We start from the raw sequence: 16,987 nt of genomic DNA, 5'->3' as shown, positions 1-16,987 counted from the left end.
GCCTACGTCCCGGGGTAAGCCTACGGCGGCGCCTCTGGCCCTAAATTTGATTTCGGCTCCGCAAATTAGTTTTTGAGCGTTGCTGCTATTCGGATATCTTCATTACCGTTCACCGACCGAATTTGAGCATTTTTGATTTCTTAAACTTGGAATCTGCCATGTTTTCGCAGGTAGATTAACTGCTTCTCACAACCTTGCAAAAACCTGTCAGCCGTCTGCGGTGTTTTAGGCACCTTTCAGCTTTACTGAGGGTCCCTGCCTTTAGCGTTAGGGCTAACCATTTCTAAGGGAGGCCCTTTATGTCTTCGACTTCTAAGCCAAATCATCCCGCGACGGACGCGGGCGCGATGGCTGCTTCCAACGGTACCCGCGAGACTAAGCGTTCTCACAAAGCGAAAGTTGATCCAGGCGAGAAGGAGCTTCTTCAGCGCCCTGGTCTTGTTAGCGCTGTTGTTGAGTCTCTCGAGCATGATGGCCTTGCCGTAATTTGCTCAGAGGTTGGGCTTGGACGTCATAGCCTGGCGAAGCTTGTCTGCCAGGCGTTTGATGAGAAGGGGATTCCCGCAAAATGGCTCAGGCTAAACATAAAGTCTGATGCCGTGGCAATCAGGCGCGTTCGACAGGCGGTCTCATCATGCGTGGAAGAAGATGTCGCGTCTCTCGGCGATCCCCTTGCTCTTCTTGTTATTGATGGCGTGGGAATTCACAGCGAAGAGACGGCCATAAAGTTTGGCAAGGCCATTACCGGTGCCCTCTTTGCTGGCATCAGGGTAATAGTCATTCTCATGCCTGAGCATGAGTACCTCATTGACGAATTTCCTCGCTGCAAGGTGTTTGGCGCGCGGGACCTTGTCCTTAAGAAACGCGAGGTAAGAACGTGGTGTGGCAGGAAGCGCGGCACTTCAGTTGATTACATTGTCGAGTGCACCCACGGAATTGCTTCACTTGTAAGCCTCACGTGTGCCTCTTCGACAAGGAGCGCGGTGGGGCCGGGCTCCGCTGTCTGGACCGAGCGCGTGACTCAGCTGTACGAGTCTGCCCTGAGAAACACTCTCATCGATGAAGAGCTGACTCTGCGCTGCGCCATGGCCGCATTTGGTTCTGGCTCCGTCGATGACCTTCAGGCAATTGGCGTAAGAGCTTCTTCGGATCTCTTGCTCGATACGCGCAGCTGCTGTCCTCTTTTTGGAATAGAGCCAGAGAAGGGGCTGTTCGAGTGCGTTCCGATCGATGGCGATGCGCTCCGCGAGATTCTGGGCCAGACTCCTGCGGTTCGCGAGGGCAACAAGAGCCTGAATAATGAGGGCTCCCTGCTCTGTCGTGTTGCGCGCAGGCTTGCGTCGAAGGGCAACTTTGCCCGAGCGGGAGCGCTCCTTTGGGCCAACCCGCTCGAAAGGAGCGCGGTGTCATGCGTCTCCAACTACCCTCTGGAGCTCATCGACGCTGGGCATCTTCCATTGGTGACACATACCGTGCTTCACGTTGATGGGGCGGAGCTGTCCCACGTAAGAAGGATGCTGCGGCTATTGGGCGTAACGCTATCCGCCAACGAGGGGGGAGACAATGCTGGCCGGGCACGCCTCTTCTCGCGTGAACCGGGTTTCCCTACAGATCGAGCTTCTCGAGGCCATCTGCGGGCTTAAGAAGAACCGCTCGCTCGAGGAAGTCGCGACCGAGCTGGCCGCACTTCGACCTCGCGTGATGGGATGCAAAGGGATTCTCACGCAGAAGCTGTACCAGCACTATCGGGCCCTTGCGCTTTGGTTCGAGGGGTCATCGCTCGAGGCGTTTCGCGAGTTAATGCTCGCGCGAGAGCTGAGGGGCCAGGACGAGGGAGATCCGTCGCTCTTCTCGGCGGTGCTCCAATTTGATTTTGAGGCCCTCCGTAGGGTTATCGGTGACCCCATAAGCCTGGGTGAGACTGAGCTACTCAAGAAGGCCCTGCGGACGCTTGAGGCATCGACTGCTCCTGCCCTTCGGGGAGACGCCGTGGCGCTGGTGGAGCTGGCTGGCATCGTGAGCGGAGAGAAGCGTGACCTGGAAGCGCTGCCAAGAGCTATGGTGCGCTGGCGGGCGGCCGATTTGAGCAGGCTTCTTGCCTGGGCTTGCGTGATGCTCTCGTTCTCTGACTCGCTTGGCGGGCAGGCAAGGAGGGCATATGTCCGGGCGACCGGGGCGCTCGATTGCTGCGAGCGTCTAGAGGAGCGTGATGTGAGGGGCCTTGCCCAGCTAGCCCGCTGGGTGTCTATTCAGGGGCTTGGAGAAAGCCTCGACAGGGAAAACCTTGAGTTGGAGGAGGCCGTTGAAGGCTGTTCTCCCGACGTTCGTGCGCTCTTGAGGGCTTACGCGGCCGCGGCCGAGGGCAGAGAAGAGGCTGTTGGCTGCGCCGCAAGGGAGATGAGGGCCGCAACGCCGCGTATGGGCGTGGCGGCGATGCGGGGCTTGCCACGCGGTCTGGCCCGAGCGGCAAGGCACTGCGCTCGATGCTTCCGCTGACTTGGAGAGGCAAGGATGTCGCGAGCTCCCGTCCTGCTCTGGGAAGGCAGACTAGGACAAAGGCGAAGGCCGATGCTGCCGCCACGCCCATCTTGCGGATTAGCATATTCGGGGGAATCACGGTGAGCTTGGGCGACGAGTGCATTCCCGAAGCGAGTTGGCGCAGGAGGCAGGCGAAGGTTCTGCTGGCAATGCTGGCCCTTACCCCTGGGCACCTCATGCAGCGTCACGAGATAATTGCGGCGCTCTGGCCCGACGTTGACCTGGCGCGTGGACGAGAGTATCTCTATACGGTGCTGAGCTCGCTGAGGTCCTCCATTGGGCAAACACCCGTCTCGAACCAATACGTACTGGGAGAGATGGGCCAGATCAGGCTTGACCCCGCCCTTGTGAGCTGCGACGTTGATGAGTTCGAGAGCATGGTGAGAAGAATATCTTCGAGGGATGCGAGCGACGACGAGGTCGTGTCGCTTTGCGTGGCGCTCGAGGGGCTGTACTCGGGCGGCTCGTTCGTGCCTGCCACAGACGCCCTGGGCTGCTTCAGGCGTCGGCATGACGAGCTGGCCCAAAGGTATCGTGACGCGATGCTGGCGGGCGCCGAGGCCGCCTCGCGCCTGCGTGACGCACGCCAGGCCGCCTGGTTTACGCAGGTTGCCAAGGCCGTCGCCTAGCCGTAGCCCGAATGGCATATGTGGCAGTTCCCTGTTTGGGCGCTTTCAGCCGCATGCACGTATGCTATGAACAGATAAAGTAAAAAGGCTAGATTTAGGCGTGCGGTCCTCGGCCCGCACGAGTTAGACACCTCGAGAGTAAGCAGGATTGCCATGGCTGGTCTCTTCTCGAAGATTCTCTCCCTTGGCTCCGACAAGGAGCTGAAGGAGTACAACTCCATCGCCGACAAGGTCTCGTCCCTTGGCGACACTTTTGCCAAGATGGACGATGCTGAGCTTGCCGGACAGACCGCGCTGTTCCGCGAGCGCCACGCTAACGGTGAATCTCTTGACGACCTGCTGCCCGAGGCCTTTGCCTGCGCACGCGAGGCGTCGGACCGCGTGCTTGGCATGCGTCACTTTGACGTTCAGGTGGTGGGCGGCATCGCCCTGCATCGTGGCACCATCGCCGAGATGAAGACCGGCGAGGGCAAGACGCTCGTCTCCACCCTCGCGGGCTACCTCAACGGCATTGCCGGCGAGGGCGTTCACATCGTCACGGTCAACGACTACCTTGCGCGTCGTGACTCCGAGTGGATGGGCAAGCTCTATAACTTCCTGGGCCTCAAGGTTGGTCTGCTCCAGAACGGCATGCCCCTTGCGGACAAGCGCCCTGCCTATGAGGCAGACATCACCTATGGTACGAACTCCGAGTTTGGCTTTGACTACCTGCGTGACAACATGGTCATGAGGGCCGACATGCGCGTGCAGCGCGGCCACCGCTTCGCCATCGTCGACGAGGTCGACTCGATCCTCATCGACGAGGCCCGTACGCCCCTGATCATCTCGGGCGCCGGCACGAAGTCCGCCGACACGTACAAGGACTTTGCCCGTGCCGTCCGCGGCCTCGAGCGTGGCGAGGAGCCTGAGCGCGATCCGCTGGGCGGCCCCGTTCCCGAGCCCGATGGCGACTACATCATGGACGAGGCCAAGCACACGATTGCCGCGACCGAGCAGGGCCTGCGCAAGATCGAGCAGCGCCTTGGCGCCGACATCTACGCCGACCTCTCCGGCCAGCTTGCCAACCACCTCCAGCAGGCGCTCAAGGCCCAGTACATGTTCCATCGCGACAAGGACTACGTCGTCATGAACGGCGAGGTCAAGATCGTCGATGAGTTCACCGGCCGCATCATGGAGGGCAGGCGCTGGTCCGAGGGCCTGCATCAGGCCGTCGAGGCCAAGGAAGGCGTTCTGGTTCGCGAGGAGAACCAGACGCTGGCCACCATCACTCTGCAGAACTACTTCCGCCTCTATGACAAGCTTTCGGGCATGACGGGCACCGCCATGACCGAGGACGCCGAGTTCCGCGAGATCTACAAGCTCCCGGTCACCGAGATTCCGCCCAACAAGCCCGTCAAGCGCATGGACCATGACGACATGATCTATCGCAACGTCGAGTACAAGTTCAAGGCGGTCGCAGATGACGTCGAGCGTCGTCACGAGAACGGTCAACCCGTCCTTGTGGGCACCGTCTCCATCGAGAGCTCCGAGCGCCTCTCGAAGCTCCTCGATCAGCGAGGCATCAAGCACGAGGTGCTCAACGCCAAGTTCCACGAGCGCGAGGCCCAGATCGTTGCCCAAGCCGGTCGCGAGGGCGCCGTTACGATCGCCACGAACATGGCTGGCCGTGGTACCGACATCCTGCTGGGCGGTAACCCCGACGAGCTCGCCGACGAGATGCTTGCCGAGGCCGGCACCCCGGCAGATGTCGCCACGCCCGAGCAAGTCGCCGATGCCCGCGCCCGCGCCCGCCAGATTTGTGACGCCGAGCGCGAGCACGTCCTTGCCGCTGGCGGCCTTGCCGTCATTGGTACCGAGCGTCACGAGAGCAGGCGAATCGACAACCAGCTGCGTGGCCGCGCCGGCCGCCAGGGAGACCCGGGTGAGACCCAGTTCTACCTCTCGCTCGAGGACGACCTCATGCGCCTCTTCGGCGCCGACCGCATGGACCGCATCGGCGCGATGATGGCCAAGTACGACATGCCGCCCGACATGCCGCTCAAGGCCAAGATGGTCAGCAAGGCCATCGAGGGCGCGCAGCGCAAGGTCGAGGAGATTAACTACGCGATGCGCAAGAGCGTCCTCGATTACGATGACGTCATGAACCAGCAACGCCAGGTCATCTACGAGGAGCGCAACAAGATTCTCGATGGCAAGGACCTGACCGAGCACATCTCCGAGGTCACGAGCGCCACGGTCGAGCGCGAGGTGCGCGAGTTCTGTCCCGAGGGCACCGCGAGCGAGGACTGGGACCTCGAGGGCCTGCGCTCTTGGCTCCACGAGCTTACCGGCGCGGATGGCATGCCCGAGCTCTCCAAGGAAGGCACGACCGCCGATGTTGTGGAGGCCGTTGACGCCTACGTTGGCGACCTGTACACCAAGCGCACCGAGGACCTCGGCGAGGACATCACCCACCGCCTCGCGACCCAGGTGATGCTGCGTGTCATCGACACCCGTTGGATGGCCTACCTTCAGGAGATGGACTACCTCAAGACGGGCATTGGCCTGCGCGGCTTTGGTCAGCGCGACCCGCTGGTTGAGTACAAGCAGGAGGCCTACGCCGCCTTTGGTCAGCTCGTCGACACCATGTACGAGGACTTCCTGCGCACGATGCTCCACATCCGTCGCAACACCGCGCCGGTCGCCGCCACCACGCCCGCCCCGTCTGCCCTTGAGGGAGCCAGATACTCCGGCCCCACCGAGGTCGACGGTGCCGATGCGGCCCGCTCCTCCGTGCTGTCGCGCGCCCGTGCCAACCAAGCTGCCCCCGCGACCGCCGTCGAGCGTGCCGAGCGCCGTGATGCCAGCGCGCCCTCGCCCAAGGCGAGCGCCGCCAAGCCGCACACGTATCGCAAGGCCGATGACCCCGACCCTTACGTCGGCGTTGGTCGCAACGACCCCTGCCCCTGTGGCAGCGGTAAGAAGTTCAAGAACTGCCACGGGAGAAACCGATAGTGGCCGAGCTAACGAGTGAGCGCCTCGCCGCCCTCACGGCGAGGCTCGAGGAAGTCGAGGGTTACCTTCACGTCGACGAGAGTCGAGCCACCGTGCTCGACCTCGAGGCGAGGAGCGCCGAACCAGGCTTTTGGGACGATCCCAACGCGGCGCGCCAGACCATGGCACACCTCTCCAAGGCAAAGGATGACGTTGCGAGCATCGAGGCTGCCCATGCTCGCCTCGACGATGCGCAGACCGCCTACGAGCTTGCCGAGGAGACGGGCGACGAGGACCTTGCCGCCGAGGCCGAGCAGTGCGCCGATGCCCTTGAGCGCGACCTCTCGGAGCTCGAGCTGACGAGCTGGTTCACTGACGAGTTTGACCAGGGCGACGCCATCGTCAACATCACGCCGGGTCAGGGTGGCCTCGAGGCGCAGGACTGGTGTGGGATGCTGCTGCACATGTACCTGCGCTACTGCGACCGCCGCGGCTGGAAGGTGACGGTCAACGACGCGCCCGCCGCAGAGGTAATCGGCATCGACCGCGCCACGATCACTGTATCGGGCAAGAACGCCTACGGCATGCTTCGCGCGGAGCAAGGCGTGCACCGCCTCGTGCGAATCTCTCCCACCGATGCTAAGAGGCGCCGCCAGACCACGTTCGCGGGCGTTGAGGTGCTGCCGGTCCTTCCCGATGACATCGAGGTGGAGATCGACCCGGGTGACGTTCGCGTCGACGTCTATCACGCGAGCGGCCCTGGCGGTCAGGGCGTCAACACGACCGACTCGGCCGTGCGCGTGACGCACCTGCCTACGGGCATCGTCGTCACCTGCCAAAACGAGCGCAGCCAGATTCAGAACAAGGCCACGTGCATGCAGATTCTGCGCTCGAAGCTCTACGAGCTCGAGCTCCAGAAGCGCGCCGAGGCGCTCGACGAGCTGCGCGGCCCCAAGCACGAGATTGGCTTTGGCAACCAGATTCGCTCGTACGTGCTCTACCCCTACCGAATGGTTAAGGACTTGCGCTCGGGGTGCGAGGCGGGCAACGTGGACGCGGTGCTCTCCGACGGCGACCTCGATCCGTTTGTGACGGCCTATCACCGGTGGGCCGTTGGCGGTCGCGAGCCCGTCGTGACCGAGGACGAGGAATAGCCTGGCGGGCTTCCAAAGGTTTACATATTGATAGAACGGCGGGGCGCTCGGCATGGGCGCCCCGCCGTTTTCTATGCAGGGACGCGCCTGCGCCCCCTCATTCACACGAGCAGCATAATAGGGGCCGGTTAAGCCTTTCACCTGCGGGTTTGTTCTCGATATTTCGAAAAAAGGTCGTTCGACCTACCAGTCATGGGATACACTCGAAGCCGACGTTCCTCTGGAAAAGCAACGTTTTGTCTGTCGGAACCATCAGACCAAAGGAGTCTCATGGAAGAGAAGGAGCAGAAGGAGCTCGAGCTACTCGCCGCGAAGGTTCGCCGCGACGTCGTCGAGATGCTGCTGCACCGTGGCTACGGCCACCTGGGCGGCTCGCTCTCCATCGTCGAGGTCATGGCCGTGCTGTACGGCAAGCAGCTCAAGCACGATCCGAAGAACCCCAAGTGGGAGGACCGCGACCGTCTCGTGCTGTCCAAGGGCCACGCCGGCCCCGCCTGGTACTCCGTCCTCGCTGAGCGCGGCTTCTTCGACCGCGATATGCTTTTCACGCTGAATGACGGCGGCACCAACCTGCCGAGCCACCCCGACCGCACCAAGACCCCGGGTGTCGACATGACGACCGGCTCCCTCGGTCAGGGCTGCTCCACCGCTGCCGGCATCGCCACCGCCCTCGCCAAGAAGGGCTCTGACGCCTTCACCTACCTCATCGTGGGCGACGGCGAGCTCAACGAGGGCCAGTGCTGGGAGGCCTTCCAGTACATCGCCAACTACAAGATGGACAACCTCATCGTCTTCATCGACGACAACAAGCGTCAGCTTGACGGTTGGACCAAGGACATCATGAACCCGTTCGACTACGTCGCCAAGATGCAGTCCTTCGGCTTCTACACCCAGAAGGTCAACGGCCAGGACGTCGTCGCCGTCGACGCCGCCATCACCGAGGCCAAGCAGCACAAGGGCGAGGCCCTCTGCATCATCCTCGACACCGTCAAGGGCGCTGGCGTCAAGGCCTTCGAGGAGATGGAGAGCAACCACGCTCCCAAGTTCAACACCCCTGAGCTCAAGAAGACCGCCCAGGATGCTGTTGACGCCCTTAACGCCCAGGTCGAGAAGCTCGAGGAGGCGCTCGCTTAATGTTCAAGCTCGCTGAAGATCGCAGCGCCACCGGCGCTGACCTGCGCAACGTCGTCATGGAGACCCTCCAGAGCCTCATTGCCGAGAATGACAAGATCGTCATGCTCGAGGCCGACCTGGGTGGCGCCTCCAACTCCCTGAAGATCAAGGCTTCCAACCCTGACAACTTCATCGAGTGCGGCATCTCCGAGGCCAACATGATGGGCGTTGCCGCCGGCATGTCGTCCGAGGGCTACATCCCGTTCGTCCACACCTTCGCGCCGTTCATCGCGCGTCGTGCGTTCGACCAGGTCTTCCTCTCTGGCGCCTACGCTCACAACACCATCAACATGTATGGCTCCGACCCTGGCTTCTCCGTCGCTGCCAACGGTGGCACCCACACCTCCTTCGAGGACGTTGCCATCATGCGCACCATCCCGCACGCCCGCGTCTTCGACGCCGCAGACGCCGTGCAGATGGCCTGGATCGTCAAGACCTGCGCTGGCCTGCCCGGCATCAACTACTTCCGTGGCGACCGCAAGGCCATCCGCAACGTCTACGCCGAGGGCTCCGAGTTCGAGCTCGGCAAGGGCAATGTCCTTCGCGAAGGCTCCGACGTGCTGATCATCTCCGCCGGCCGCCTCGTCTCCGACGCGCTCGACGCCGCCGAGAACCTCGAGAAGCAGGGCATCTCTGCCGAGGTCATCGACATGTTCTGCATCAAGCCGCTCGACGAGGAGCTCATCCTCTCCGAGGCCAAGGGCAAGAAGGCCATCGTGACTTTCGAGAACCACGGTGTCATCGGTGGCCTGGGCGACGCTGTTGCGTCCGTCCTCGCCGAGAACGCCGTTGCTGTGCCCTTCAAGCGTCACGGCATCGTTGAGCAGTTCGGCCAGGTTGGCACCGCCGACTGGCTGCAGAAGGAGTTCAAGCTCACGGCCTCCGACCTCGAGGAGACCGTCAAGGGCCTGCTCGCCTAAAGCTCTTGCATCTCGCATGCGAAGGGGCTCGTACCAGTTGGTACGAGCCCCTTTTCGTTGCCTATGCGAGGGGTGCTGCAGGCGGCGGGAGCTGGATGCATCGCCGCATTGCGGCCCGCTTCGTGACGAGCGGTGCATTCGAGAAGCCCGTGTCCCCGGCTTCCTCACTCGGCTGCGCGGTCGCGGGAGTCCCTGCGGCTGACCCTTCTCGTAGCGATGCGGGGCAGGCCGCGCCCATCCTTGCTCCTCAAACGGGTGAATCCCGGCGCCCCAGAACTCCACTACTTGGTGGAGCCGAGCCAGCGCGTGTGACAGGCGAGGATTTCCTGGCGCGGACGCTTCTCGCTGCCCTCGAGCAGCTCGACGAGCATCTGGCAGGCCATGCGGCCCTCCTGGCGCACCGGCTCCACGACGGTCGAGATCGTGGGGGCTGTGAGGTCGGTCCACTCGGTGCAGTTGAGGCCTAGGATGCCGATGCGGTCTGGGATGAGGTGGCGCGAGGGCTCGAGCGCTTGGAAGACGCGGGGGAGGGCCCACTGGTTCTCGACGAAGATAAGCGTGCGGTTGGCCGGCGAGATGCGGAACTTGAGCAGCTCGCGCAGCTCGGCTACCGTGGGCGTCTCGTGGTCGATGTTGATCTGCTCGAAGTCGAGGCCGTGCGCCGAGAGCGCGTCCGACATGGCGCTCGCGCGCTCGAACCGCGTGCGGAACTGGCCCGTGGCCGCCTTGGCCTCGGCGCCTACGGCCAAGAAGCGGTCGTATCCCATCTCGACGCAGCGCTGGATGGCCGAGTAGATGCCGTCGTAAAGGTTTGCCTTGATCCAGCTCGTGCTGAGGTCGAAGGTGTCGCAGTCATAGAAGACGACCGGCCGCCCCGCGCGCTTGATGCGCTCGTGGATGGCTTTGAAGTTCGAGGTGGGCTGGATGATGAAGCCATCGACCCCTAGCGACAGCAGCTTCTCGACGCAGGCCTGCTCGGTCGCGCGGTCGAAGTTGGTGCCGCACACGACCGTCTGGTAGCCGGCCTCGCGCGCGACGCTCTCGACGCCCAGCTGAATCTGGCCGGCCCATAGGTTGGTGTTGTCGAGGATGATCTCGCCGATGACGTGCGTGGGCTTTCCCGACAGCGCCTGGGCCTGCGCGTTGGGGACGTAGCCCGTCTCGCGGATGGCCGCGGCGATACGCTCCTGCGTGGGCTTGCCGAGCTTCTCGAGCTTGCCGTTGAGGAAGTAGGAGACGGAAGCCGTGGAGGTTGCGGCGAGCTTAGCGACGTCTACGATCGTCACCCTACCAGCCATGCGGGACCCCTCTCGACGAAGAAAACTGCGTTGGCGGAAAACCAGAAGTTGTTCTTGACTTTGGTTACCTTCATCAAAGTAAGAGTATATGCGAATGGTTAATCGCATAACAAGAAGAAAAAACAGGGGTATCTACCAGCCCGTTTACCGATGGGGTATCGCAAATGATTACCGGATGGTATACATTTAATTTGCAAGTTGACGGGCCAGAGGGGCCAACCTCCAACGCCCATTTTTCTTGCGAACAATAAGACCACGCAAAGGCGTGGCGCCGCACACATGTGACTGGAGGGCAAGCGAATGAAGTTCTTTATCGACACCGCCAACCTTGACGAGATTCGCGAGGCCGAGACCTGGGGTATCCTCGCCGGCGTGACGACGAACCCGTCCCTGTATGCCAAGACGGGTGGCAAGCTTGCCGACTTCGAGGGCCACATGGCCAAGATCTGCGAGATCTGCAAGGATATCCCCGTCTCCGCCGAGTCCACGGCCGAGACCACCGAGGAGATGGTCGCCGAGGGCCGTCGCCTGGCCGCCATCGCCCCGAACATCGTCGTGAAGCTCCCGATCTGCGAGGCCTCCCTGCCGGCGTGCCACACGCTTGCCACCGAGGGCATCCGCGTCAACATGACGCTGATCTTCTCCGCCCCGCAGGCCCTGCTCGCCGCCAGCGCCGGCGCCCGCTACATCTCGCCGTTCGTCGGCCGCTTCGAGGACTGCGGCGAGGATGGCATCGAGCAGCTCGAGACCGTCGTGACCTGTGTCAAGAACTACAGCTACGGCTACTGGGAGCAGGAGGGCGGCCCCGAGATCATCACCGCCTCCGTGCGCACCCCGCACCACGTGACGCAGGCCGCCCTCATGGGTGCCGACATCGCCACTGTGCCGTTCGCCGCGCTCAAGAAGTGCGTACACCACCCGCTCACCGACAAGGGCCTCGCGTCCTTCGCCGCCGACTGGGAGAAGGTCGTGAACGCCTAGGGCGTCCCCTCCAACTGATTTAGCTTTGGGCGCCGGCCTCGGATGGGGTCGGCGCCCTTCTCGTGCCTGGGCGCCATGGCTCGTCCTGGCGTTCCCCTTGCCTACCGCGACGCCGCCTAGCCACCGTGGCGAGCGGCCGCGCCGCATGCCGAGAAGGGCGTGCATGCGGCTATCAGGGCTATGTGGCCTATGTGGTGCCTATCTCGCATTTGCTATGATTGAGCGCGTATCTGCCTTCCTATCGCGCGAAAAAAGGAGCAATAAGTGGCCAACCACTTCCGCAGCAGCGAGGGACAGGACGGAATGGCCCCGGTCAAGCAGGCCGAGGGCACCATGCCGTACGAGGCACAGCCTGCGCCTGCCGACCAGGTCGACCAGACGCAGAGCTCTGCTCAGACCCAGGCGCCGGCTCAACCGGCGGTGCCTGCTCCCCAGCCCGAGGCCAACGTCGCCTCGAGGGTCCCCTCCATGAACATCCCGGTTATGAACTCCCAGCCCACGCAGGCCCAGCCCGTCTCGGCACCCCAGCCCGACGACTCCGGCCTCACCGCCATGCCCGCAGACGTCCGCGCTGACGCCTCGTTCGACCCGTCAAACCAGCCGGGCTTCACGACGGCGTTTGCCCCCATCACCTCGGACGTTGACACGACCAAGGTCAACGAGGGCTCCACGCCCGTCATCTCGTTCCAGGACGTCTCGATGATCTATCCCGCGCAGCCCAACAAGCCAGCGCTGCAGGGCGTGAACGTCGACGTCTACGCGGGCGAGTTCGTCTTCCTCGTGGGCCACTCCGGCTCGGGCAAGTCGACCTTCCTCAAGCTCATCACCCGCGAGCTCAAGCCCACGCACGGCCGTGTGATGGTCTCGGGCCAGGACCTCACCAACATGCGCAACTGGAAGGTGCCCTACCTGCGCCGCCAGATTGGCTGCGTGTTCCAGGACTTCAAGCTGCTCCCGGACAAGACGATCTTCGACAACGTGGCCTTTGCCCTCGAGTGCATCGGCAAGCCGCGCTCCGTCGTGCGCGCCCAGGTTCCCGAGGTGCTTCGCCTCGTGGGCCTTGGCGAGAAGATGGACGTCTACCCCGACCAGCTCTCCGGCGGCGAGCAGCAGCGCGTCTCCGTTGCCCGCGCCATGGTGAACCGCCCGCCGCTGCTTATCTGCGACGAGCCCACCGGCAACCTCGACCCGGCCATCTCGCTGGGCATCATGAAGCTCCTCGAGCGAATCAACCGCACGGGCACGACCATCCTGATGGCCACGCACGACCGCGAGATGGTCGACTCCATGCGCAAGCGCGTCATCGCCCTCGAGGCCGGTCATGTCGTCCGCGATCAGGAGAGGGGAGGCTACGGCTTCTATGGCTCCTTCTAACCTTGGTTATTCCCTGCGCGAGGCAGGTCACCACTTTGTGCGCAACGGCTCCACGACCTTTGGCGCCGTCATCACGATCTTCCTCTCGCTGTTCATCATTGGCCTGTTCGCTATGGGCTCCGTGCTGCTCAACGGCATGGTTGGCACCGTGGAGGACCAGGTCACGATTCAGGCGTTCCTCTCCGACAACGCCTCGCAGGACGACGTCGACGCGCTGCAGTCCAAGATCTCGGGCTGGGGCGAGGTCGAGAGCGTCTCGTACAAGAGCAAGGACGAGGCGCTTACCGAGTACCGCGACACGATGACGAAGCGCAACGCCGCCGACGCCGTCGCCGCCCTCGACGACCGCAACCCGATTCCCGCCTCGCTCGTCATCAAGCTCCACGACCCGCAGGACGTCGAGGGCGTGGCCAAGCGCCTTGGCTCCGACGACGACTTCGCCAAGGTCGCGGACGTCGCCACGAGCGACGACGGCACCACGTCGGACCCGGCAGACCAGGTCCAGTACGGCCAGGGTACCGTCGAGCGCCTGTTTACCGTCACCAACTGGATCCGCGTGATTATGCTCGTGCTCGTCGTGCTGCTGACCTTCGTGGCCTTCGTGTTCATCAACAACACGATTCGCCTGTCGATCTCTGCCCGCCGCCGCGAGATTGCGATCCAGCGCCTGGTGGGTGCGTCGAACGGCTTCATCCGCGGGCCGTTCATCATGGAGGGCGTGCTCCAGGCCGTCATCGGCTCGGTGCTCTCCATTGGCGCGCTCGAGGTCATCCGCCGCTTTGGCCTGCCGATGCTCGCCGAGCGCATCTCGTTCCTCAGCTTCGTCGTGAGCACCCGCGCCACGCTGTCGACCTACGGCCTGCTCATCGCCATGGGCCTGGTCATCGGCCTGTTTGGCTCCGCCATCGCCATGAGGCGCTACCTCAAGGTCTAGGTGCAGATGGGTCGAAGGCGTCACAAGACATCGAGCTATCGTCATGCCGGTCCCACGCGGGGCCGGCATGCGGCGTATGTGGGCACACTGCACGTGGCGCGCCCGGGGTCTGCCACGGTCGAGACGGCCGAGGGTACGTTTTTGGTGGCCCGCGGCGGCCTGCGCGAGGGCATGGACGGCGACGAGGCGACCGTGACCCTCGTGCGCCGTGGCCCCGGCGAGCCCCAGGCCGTGGTCCAGGGCGTCCTGCGCCGTGCCTGCGAGCGCTTCGTGGGCACGTTCGAGTGGGCGGGGCCGCTGGGTGCGGTCGTGGCGCTCGACGAGCGCATCCGCCGCGACTTCTTTGTGCTTCCCGACGACAAGGCGCCCGAGCGGCTGCATGTGAGCGAGGGCGACGTCGTCGAGGCGCGCATCCTCACCTACCCGGCCCGTCGCGAGGCCGGCGTGGTAACGCTCGAGCGCAGGATTGGCCGCCCCGAGGGGCTCGACCTGCCCATCGAGCGCGTCATCGCGAGTAATGGCCTGGCAACCCACTTTGGCCAGGCGGCGCTCGAGCAGGCCGAGCAGATCCATGACGACGTGGCCGAGACAATCGCGGCTGAGCCCAAGCGCCATGATCTGCGCGAGCTGCTCTGCGTCACGATCGACCCCGCCACGGCGCGCGACTTTGACGATGCGGTCTCGTGCGAGAGGCGCGAGGGCGGCGGCTGGCGCCTGGGCGTGCACATCGCGGACGTCTCGCACTACGTGAGACTGGGGTCGCCCATCGACCTCGACGCCCGGGCGCGCACGTGCTCGGCCTATCTCGTCGACCGCGTGCTGCCCATGCTTCCCGAGCGCCTGTGCGACGATCTGTGCTCGCTCGTCGCGGGCAAGGACCGCCTGGCCATGAGCGTGTTCGCCGACATCGACGAGGGCGGCGAGGTCGTGGGCCACGCCGCGTGGTGCTCGACGATCCACTCCAAGGCGCGCCTGAGCTATGACCAGGTCGATGCCGTGCTCGAGGGCGCGTTCCCGGCCACCGAATTGCCGCACGAGCCCGAGGCGAGCGCCCAAGACCTCGAGGAGCTGCTGCGCATGCTCGACGAGGCGGCCCGTCTGCGACGCCACGTGCGCCGCGAGCGCGGTGCGGTGGACTTCGAGACCGTCGAGGCCAAGGTGGAACTCGACGGCGAGGGCGTGCCCACGGGGGTGAGCGTGCGCGAGCGCACCCGTGCCACGTCGCTCGTTGAGGAGGCCATGCTCGTTGCCAACGAGGTGGTGGCCCAGATGCTCGCGTCGCATGCCGAGGAGGTGCCCTGCGCCTTCCGCGTGCACGAGCGGCCCGCCCCCGACTCCATGGGCCAGGCTCTGCTTGCCCTGCGTGAGCTCGACCTGCTGGAGCCGGGCGAGTACGAGCGCCTGCGCGCGGCCGACCCGTTTGCCTTGCAGGACGTGCTTGAACGGGCGAGCGGCACGAGCGCCGAGGTTCCGGCCAACTCGCTTTTGCTGCGCGCCCAGAAGCGCGCCGTCTACCTGCCCAGAAACGACGGGCATTATGCGCTGGGGGCTTCGGCATACTGCCACTTCACCTCGCCCATCCGCCGCTATCCCGACGTAACGGTGCACCGTGCGCTCAAGGTGCGCATCGGGATGGCTACCGATGCCGGCTTTGACGTGCGCGCCCGCAGGGCGGAGCTTGCCGCGATGCCGCAGCTGTGCCACACCTGCTCCGAGCGAGAGCGCGCCGCCGACGCCGCCGCCCGCGAGAGCCAGCGCGTCAAGATGGCGCAGCTCATGGGGCAGCATGTGGGCGAGAGCTTCTCGGGCGTGGTCGTGGGCGTCGAGCGCTTTGGCCTCTTCGTTCGCCTTGACGAGACGTGCGCCGAGGGGCTGCTGCCCATTCGCGCCCTGGGGGACGAGTGGTTCGCCTACGATGAGGGTACGATGTGTCTCACCGGCGAGTCCACGGGTCGCCGCTGGCACCTGGGGCGGCGCGTCGCCGTCACCGTGGCTGGCTGCAAGCCCGAGAAGGGCCAGATAGACTTCACTCTTGCGCGCGGTGCCTGCCCGCAGGCCGCCGCCCGAAAGGACGTGCAATGAACGAACGCACCAATATGACCGACGAGCTCGATGCTGCCGAGGGCCTGTTTGCCGGAGGCCAGGGGGAGCTCGCCTGCGAGCTGCTCGAGCGCCTTGCGGCCGATGCCGAGGAGTACGTTGACCGCAACTGCCCCACCACCGACGAGGTGCAGTGGTTCAGCTTTCCCACGGTCTTCGAGCGCCTGTGCTACCGCCGTGTCGAGAAGGACCCGCGCGAGCTGCGCGACGTTGGCGAGCCTCTCGACCGCCTCTATGCCGACCTCGCGTTTGTGCTGGTGAGCGAGGGCGACTACGCCGCCGCTACCGAGGCGCTGCGTCAGGCCGTGCGCTGGAACCCGATGGGCTGCGGCTACCGCCTCGACCTTGCCGAGCTCTATCGCACGAACGGGGACATCGACGAGTACCTGGCCCTCACCTTCTCGGTCTTCGAGTGTGCGAGCGACGTGCGCCACCTCGTGCGCGCCTTCTGCAACTTTGCTCGCCACTTCATGGACACTGGCGCCGACTCCGCCGCCGCGGCCTGCCTGCGCTGCGCCCGCAGGCTCGACTGGTCCGACAACGTGCTCGATGACCTCGTCGACCGCGTGAAGGGAACGCCCTGCGACCCCGATGCGCTCACTGACGAGCAGACATCCCAGGTCATGGCCGAGAACGGCCTGCCCGAGGGTGCCAACGCCGAGGTGGCCCTGTGCCTGCTCATGTGCGCCACCGACGTGGCGTCGAAGGACCGCAGCCTCGCTACGAACCTCACGGTGAGGGCCCGCGACCTGGTGGGCGCCCCCGCCGTGAAGGCCCTGCTCGAGCTCATCCGCAGCACCGACGCGGAAGGGGAGGGCAGCCATGCCGATGCCTAAGAAGCGCGAGCGCAAGAGCATCGCGCGCAACCGCTCGGCGCGCCACGAGTATGCGATCGAGGAGACGTTCGAGGCGG

General features: G+C 64.3%; 13 protein-coding genes. 12 read left to right on the top strand and 1 reads right to left on the bottom strand.

The window, feature by feature from the left end:
- The first annotated feature begins 347 nt into the window (after window positions 1–347).
- From AC1VTH_RS02705 to AC1VTH_RS02675, 7 genes are all read left to right on the top strand, one after another.
- Window positions 348–1,643, top strand: a complete 1,296-nt coding sequence (locus AC1VTH_RS02705) for a hypothetical protein (RefSeq protein WP_481334559.1) — start codon at window positions 348–350, stop codon at window positions 1,641–1,643.
- Window positions 1,564–2,496 (top strand): hypothetical protein, encoded by a 933-nt coding sequence (locus AC1VTH_RS02700; protein WP_481334558.1) that lies wholly within the window; start codon window positions 1,564–1,566, stop codon window positions 2,494–2,496. The genes AC1VTH_RS02705 and AC1VTH_RS02700 overlap by 80 nt, the downstream gene beginning before the upstream one ends.
- Before the next feature lie 191 nt (window positions 2,497–2,687).
- Window positions 2,688–3,167 carry an AfsR/SARP family transcriptional regulator gene (locus AC1VTH_RS02695; protein ID WP_481334557.1) on the top strand — a complete coding sequence of 160 codons (480 nt, stop codon included), beginning with the start codon at window positions 2,688–2,690 and terminating at the stop codon, window positions 3,165–3,167.
- Between the two features lie 153 nt (window positions 3,168–3,320).
- Window positions 3,321–6,161 (top strand): preprotein translocase subunit SecA, encoded by a 2,841-nt coding sequence (gene secA, locus AC1VTH_RS02690; RefSeq protein ID WP_481334556.1) that lies wholly within the window; start codon window positions 3,321–3,323, stop codon window positions 6,159–6,161.
- Window positions 6,161–7,294, top strand: coding sequence for a peptide chain release factor 2 (gene prfB / locus AC1VTH_RS02685; protein WP_481334554.1), 1,134 nt, complete (start codon window positions 6,161–6,163; stop codon window positions 7,292–7,294). Before secA ends, prfB begins: the two co-directional genes overlap by 1 nt.
- 270 nt (window positions 7,295–7,564) lie before the next feature.
- Window positions 7,565–8,428 carry a transketolase gene (locus AC1VTH_RS02680; protein WP_293673402.1) on the top strand — a complete coding sequence of 288 codons (864 nt, stop codon included), beginning with the start codon at window positions 7,565–7,567 and terminating at the stop codon, window positions 8,426–8,428.
- Window positions 8,428–9,387 (top strand): transketolase family protein, encoded by a 960-nt coding sequence (locus tag AC1VTH_RS02675; protein ID WP_301830567.1) that lies wholly within the window; start codon window positions 8,428–8,430, stop codon window positions 9,385–9,387. Before AC1VTH_RS02680 ends, AC1VTH_RS02675 begins: the two co-directional genes overlap by 1 nt.
- A 281-nt stretch (window positions 9,388–9,668) precedes the next feature.
- On the opposite strand, the gene AC1VTH_RS02670 is transcribed toward AC1VTH_RS02675, so the two are convergent.
- Entirely contained in the window at window positions 9,669–10,685 is a 1,017-nt protein-coding gene (locus tag AC1VTH_RS02670; RefSeq protein ID WP_301830570.1) for a LacI family DNA-binding transcriptional regulator, read from the bottom strand.
- A gap of 300 nt (window positions 10,686–10,985) precedes the next feature.
- Here AC1VTH_RS02670 and AC1VTH_RS02665 point away from each other — a divergent pair, with 300 nt between their 5' ends.
- The 5 genes from AC1VTH_RS02665 to AC1VTH_RS02645 all read left to right on the top strand — a co-directional run bounded on the left by AC1VTH_RS02665 (window position 10,986) and on the right by AC1VTH_RS02645 (window position 16,910).
- Entirely contained in the window at window positions 10,986–11,666 is a 681-nt protein-coding gene (locus tag AC1VTH_RS02665) for a transaldolase family protein (RefSeq protein ID WP_293673399.1), read from the top strand.
- A 264-nt stretch (window positions 11,667–11,930) separates the two neighbouring features.
- Window positions 11,931–13,040: a cell division ATP-binding protein FtsE gene (gene ftsE, locus AC1VTH_RS02660; protein ID WP_481334552.1), complete on the top strand. Its 1,110-nt coding sequence runs from the start codon at window positions 11,931–11,933 to the stop codon at window positions 13,038–13,040.
- The gene (ftsX, locus tag AC1VTH_RS02655; RefSeq protein ID WP_293673397.1) at window positions 13,027–13,974 is read left to right on the top strand and encodes a permease-like cell division protein FtsX; all 948 of its coding nucleotides are present in this window, start codon (window positions 13,027–13,029) and stop codon (window positions 13,972–13,974) included. Before ftsE ends, ftsX begins: the two co-directional genes overlap by 14 nt.
- A gap of 78 nt (window positions 13,975–14,052) precedes the next feature.
- Window positions 14,053–16,056: a ribonuclease R family protein gene (locus AC1VTH_RS02650; RefSeq protein ID WP_481334550.1), complete on the top strand. Its 2,004-nt coding sequence runs from the start codon at window positions 14,053–14,055 to the stop codon at window positions 16,054–16,056.
- A complete protein-coding gene (locus AC1VTH_RS02645) occupies window positions 16,053–16,910 on the top strand; it encodes a tetratricopeptide repeat protein (RefSeq protein ID WP_481334548.1) in 858 nt (285 codons plus the stop codon). The genes AC1VTH_RS02650 and AC1VTH_RS02645 overlap by 4 nt, the downstream gene beginning before the upstream one ends.
- The last annotated feature ends 77 nt before the right edge of the window (window positions 16,911–16,987 follow it).

Source organism: Parolsenella sp. (assembly GCF_982402205.1).
Note: the sequence above shows the minus strand (reverse complement) of the source record. Positions and strands in the feature narration are given on the sequence as shown.

What these genes read in the sequence shown, in the direction of transcription:
- ftsX (WP_293673397.1), top strand. Translation starts at nt 13,027, where the DNA reads ATGGCTCCTTCTAACCTTGGTTATTCCCTGCGCGAGGCAGGTCACCAC.
- AC1VTH_RS02680 (WP_293673402.1), top strand. Translation starts at nt 7,565, where the DNA reads ATGGAAGAGAAGGAGCAGAAGGAGCTCGAGCTACTCGCCGCGAAGGTT.
- AC1VTH_RS02675 (WP_301830567.1), top strand. Translation starts at nt 8,428, where the DNA reads ATGTTCAAGCTCGCTGAAGATCGCAGCGCCACCGGCGCTGACCTGCGC.
- AC1VTH_RS02700 (WP_481334558.1), top strand. Translation starts at nt 1,564, where the DNA reads ATGCTGGCCGGGCACGCCTCTTCTCGCGTGAACCGGGTTTCCCTACAG.
- secA (WP_481334556.1), top strand. Translation starts at nt 3,321, where the DNA reads ATGGCTGGTCTCTTCTCGAAGATTCTCTCCCTTGGCTCCGACAAGGAG.
- AC1VTH_RS02705 (WP_481334559.1), top strand. Translation starts at nt 348, where the DNA reads ATGGCTGCTTCCAACGGTACCCGCGAGACTAAGCGTTCTCACAAAGCG.
- AC1VTH_RS02645 (WP_481334548.1), top strand. Translation starts at nt 16,053, where the DNA reads ATGAACGAACGCACCAATATGACCGACGAGCTCGATGCTGCCGAGGGC.
- AC1VTH_RS02665 (WP_293673399.1), top strand. Translation starts at nt 10,986, where the DNA reads ATGAAGTTCTTTATCGACACCGCCAACCTTGACGAGATTCGCGAGGCC.
- AC1VTH_RS02670 (WP_301830570.1), bottom strand. Translation starts at nt 10,685, where the DNA reads ATGGCTGGTAGGGTGACGATCGTAGACGTCGCTAAGCTCGCCGCAACC.
- AC1VTH_RS02695 (WP_481334557.1), top strand. Translation starts at nt 2,688, where the DNA reads ATGCTGGCCCTTACCCCTGGGCACCTCATGCAGCGTCACGAGATAATT.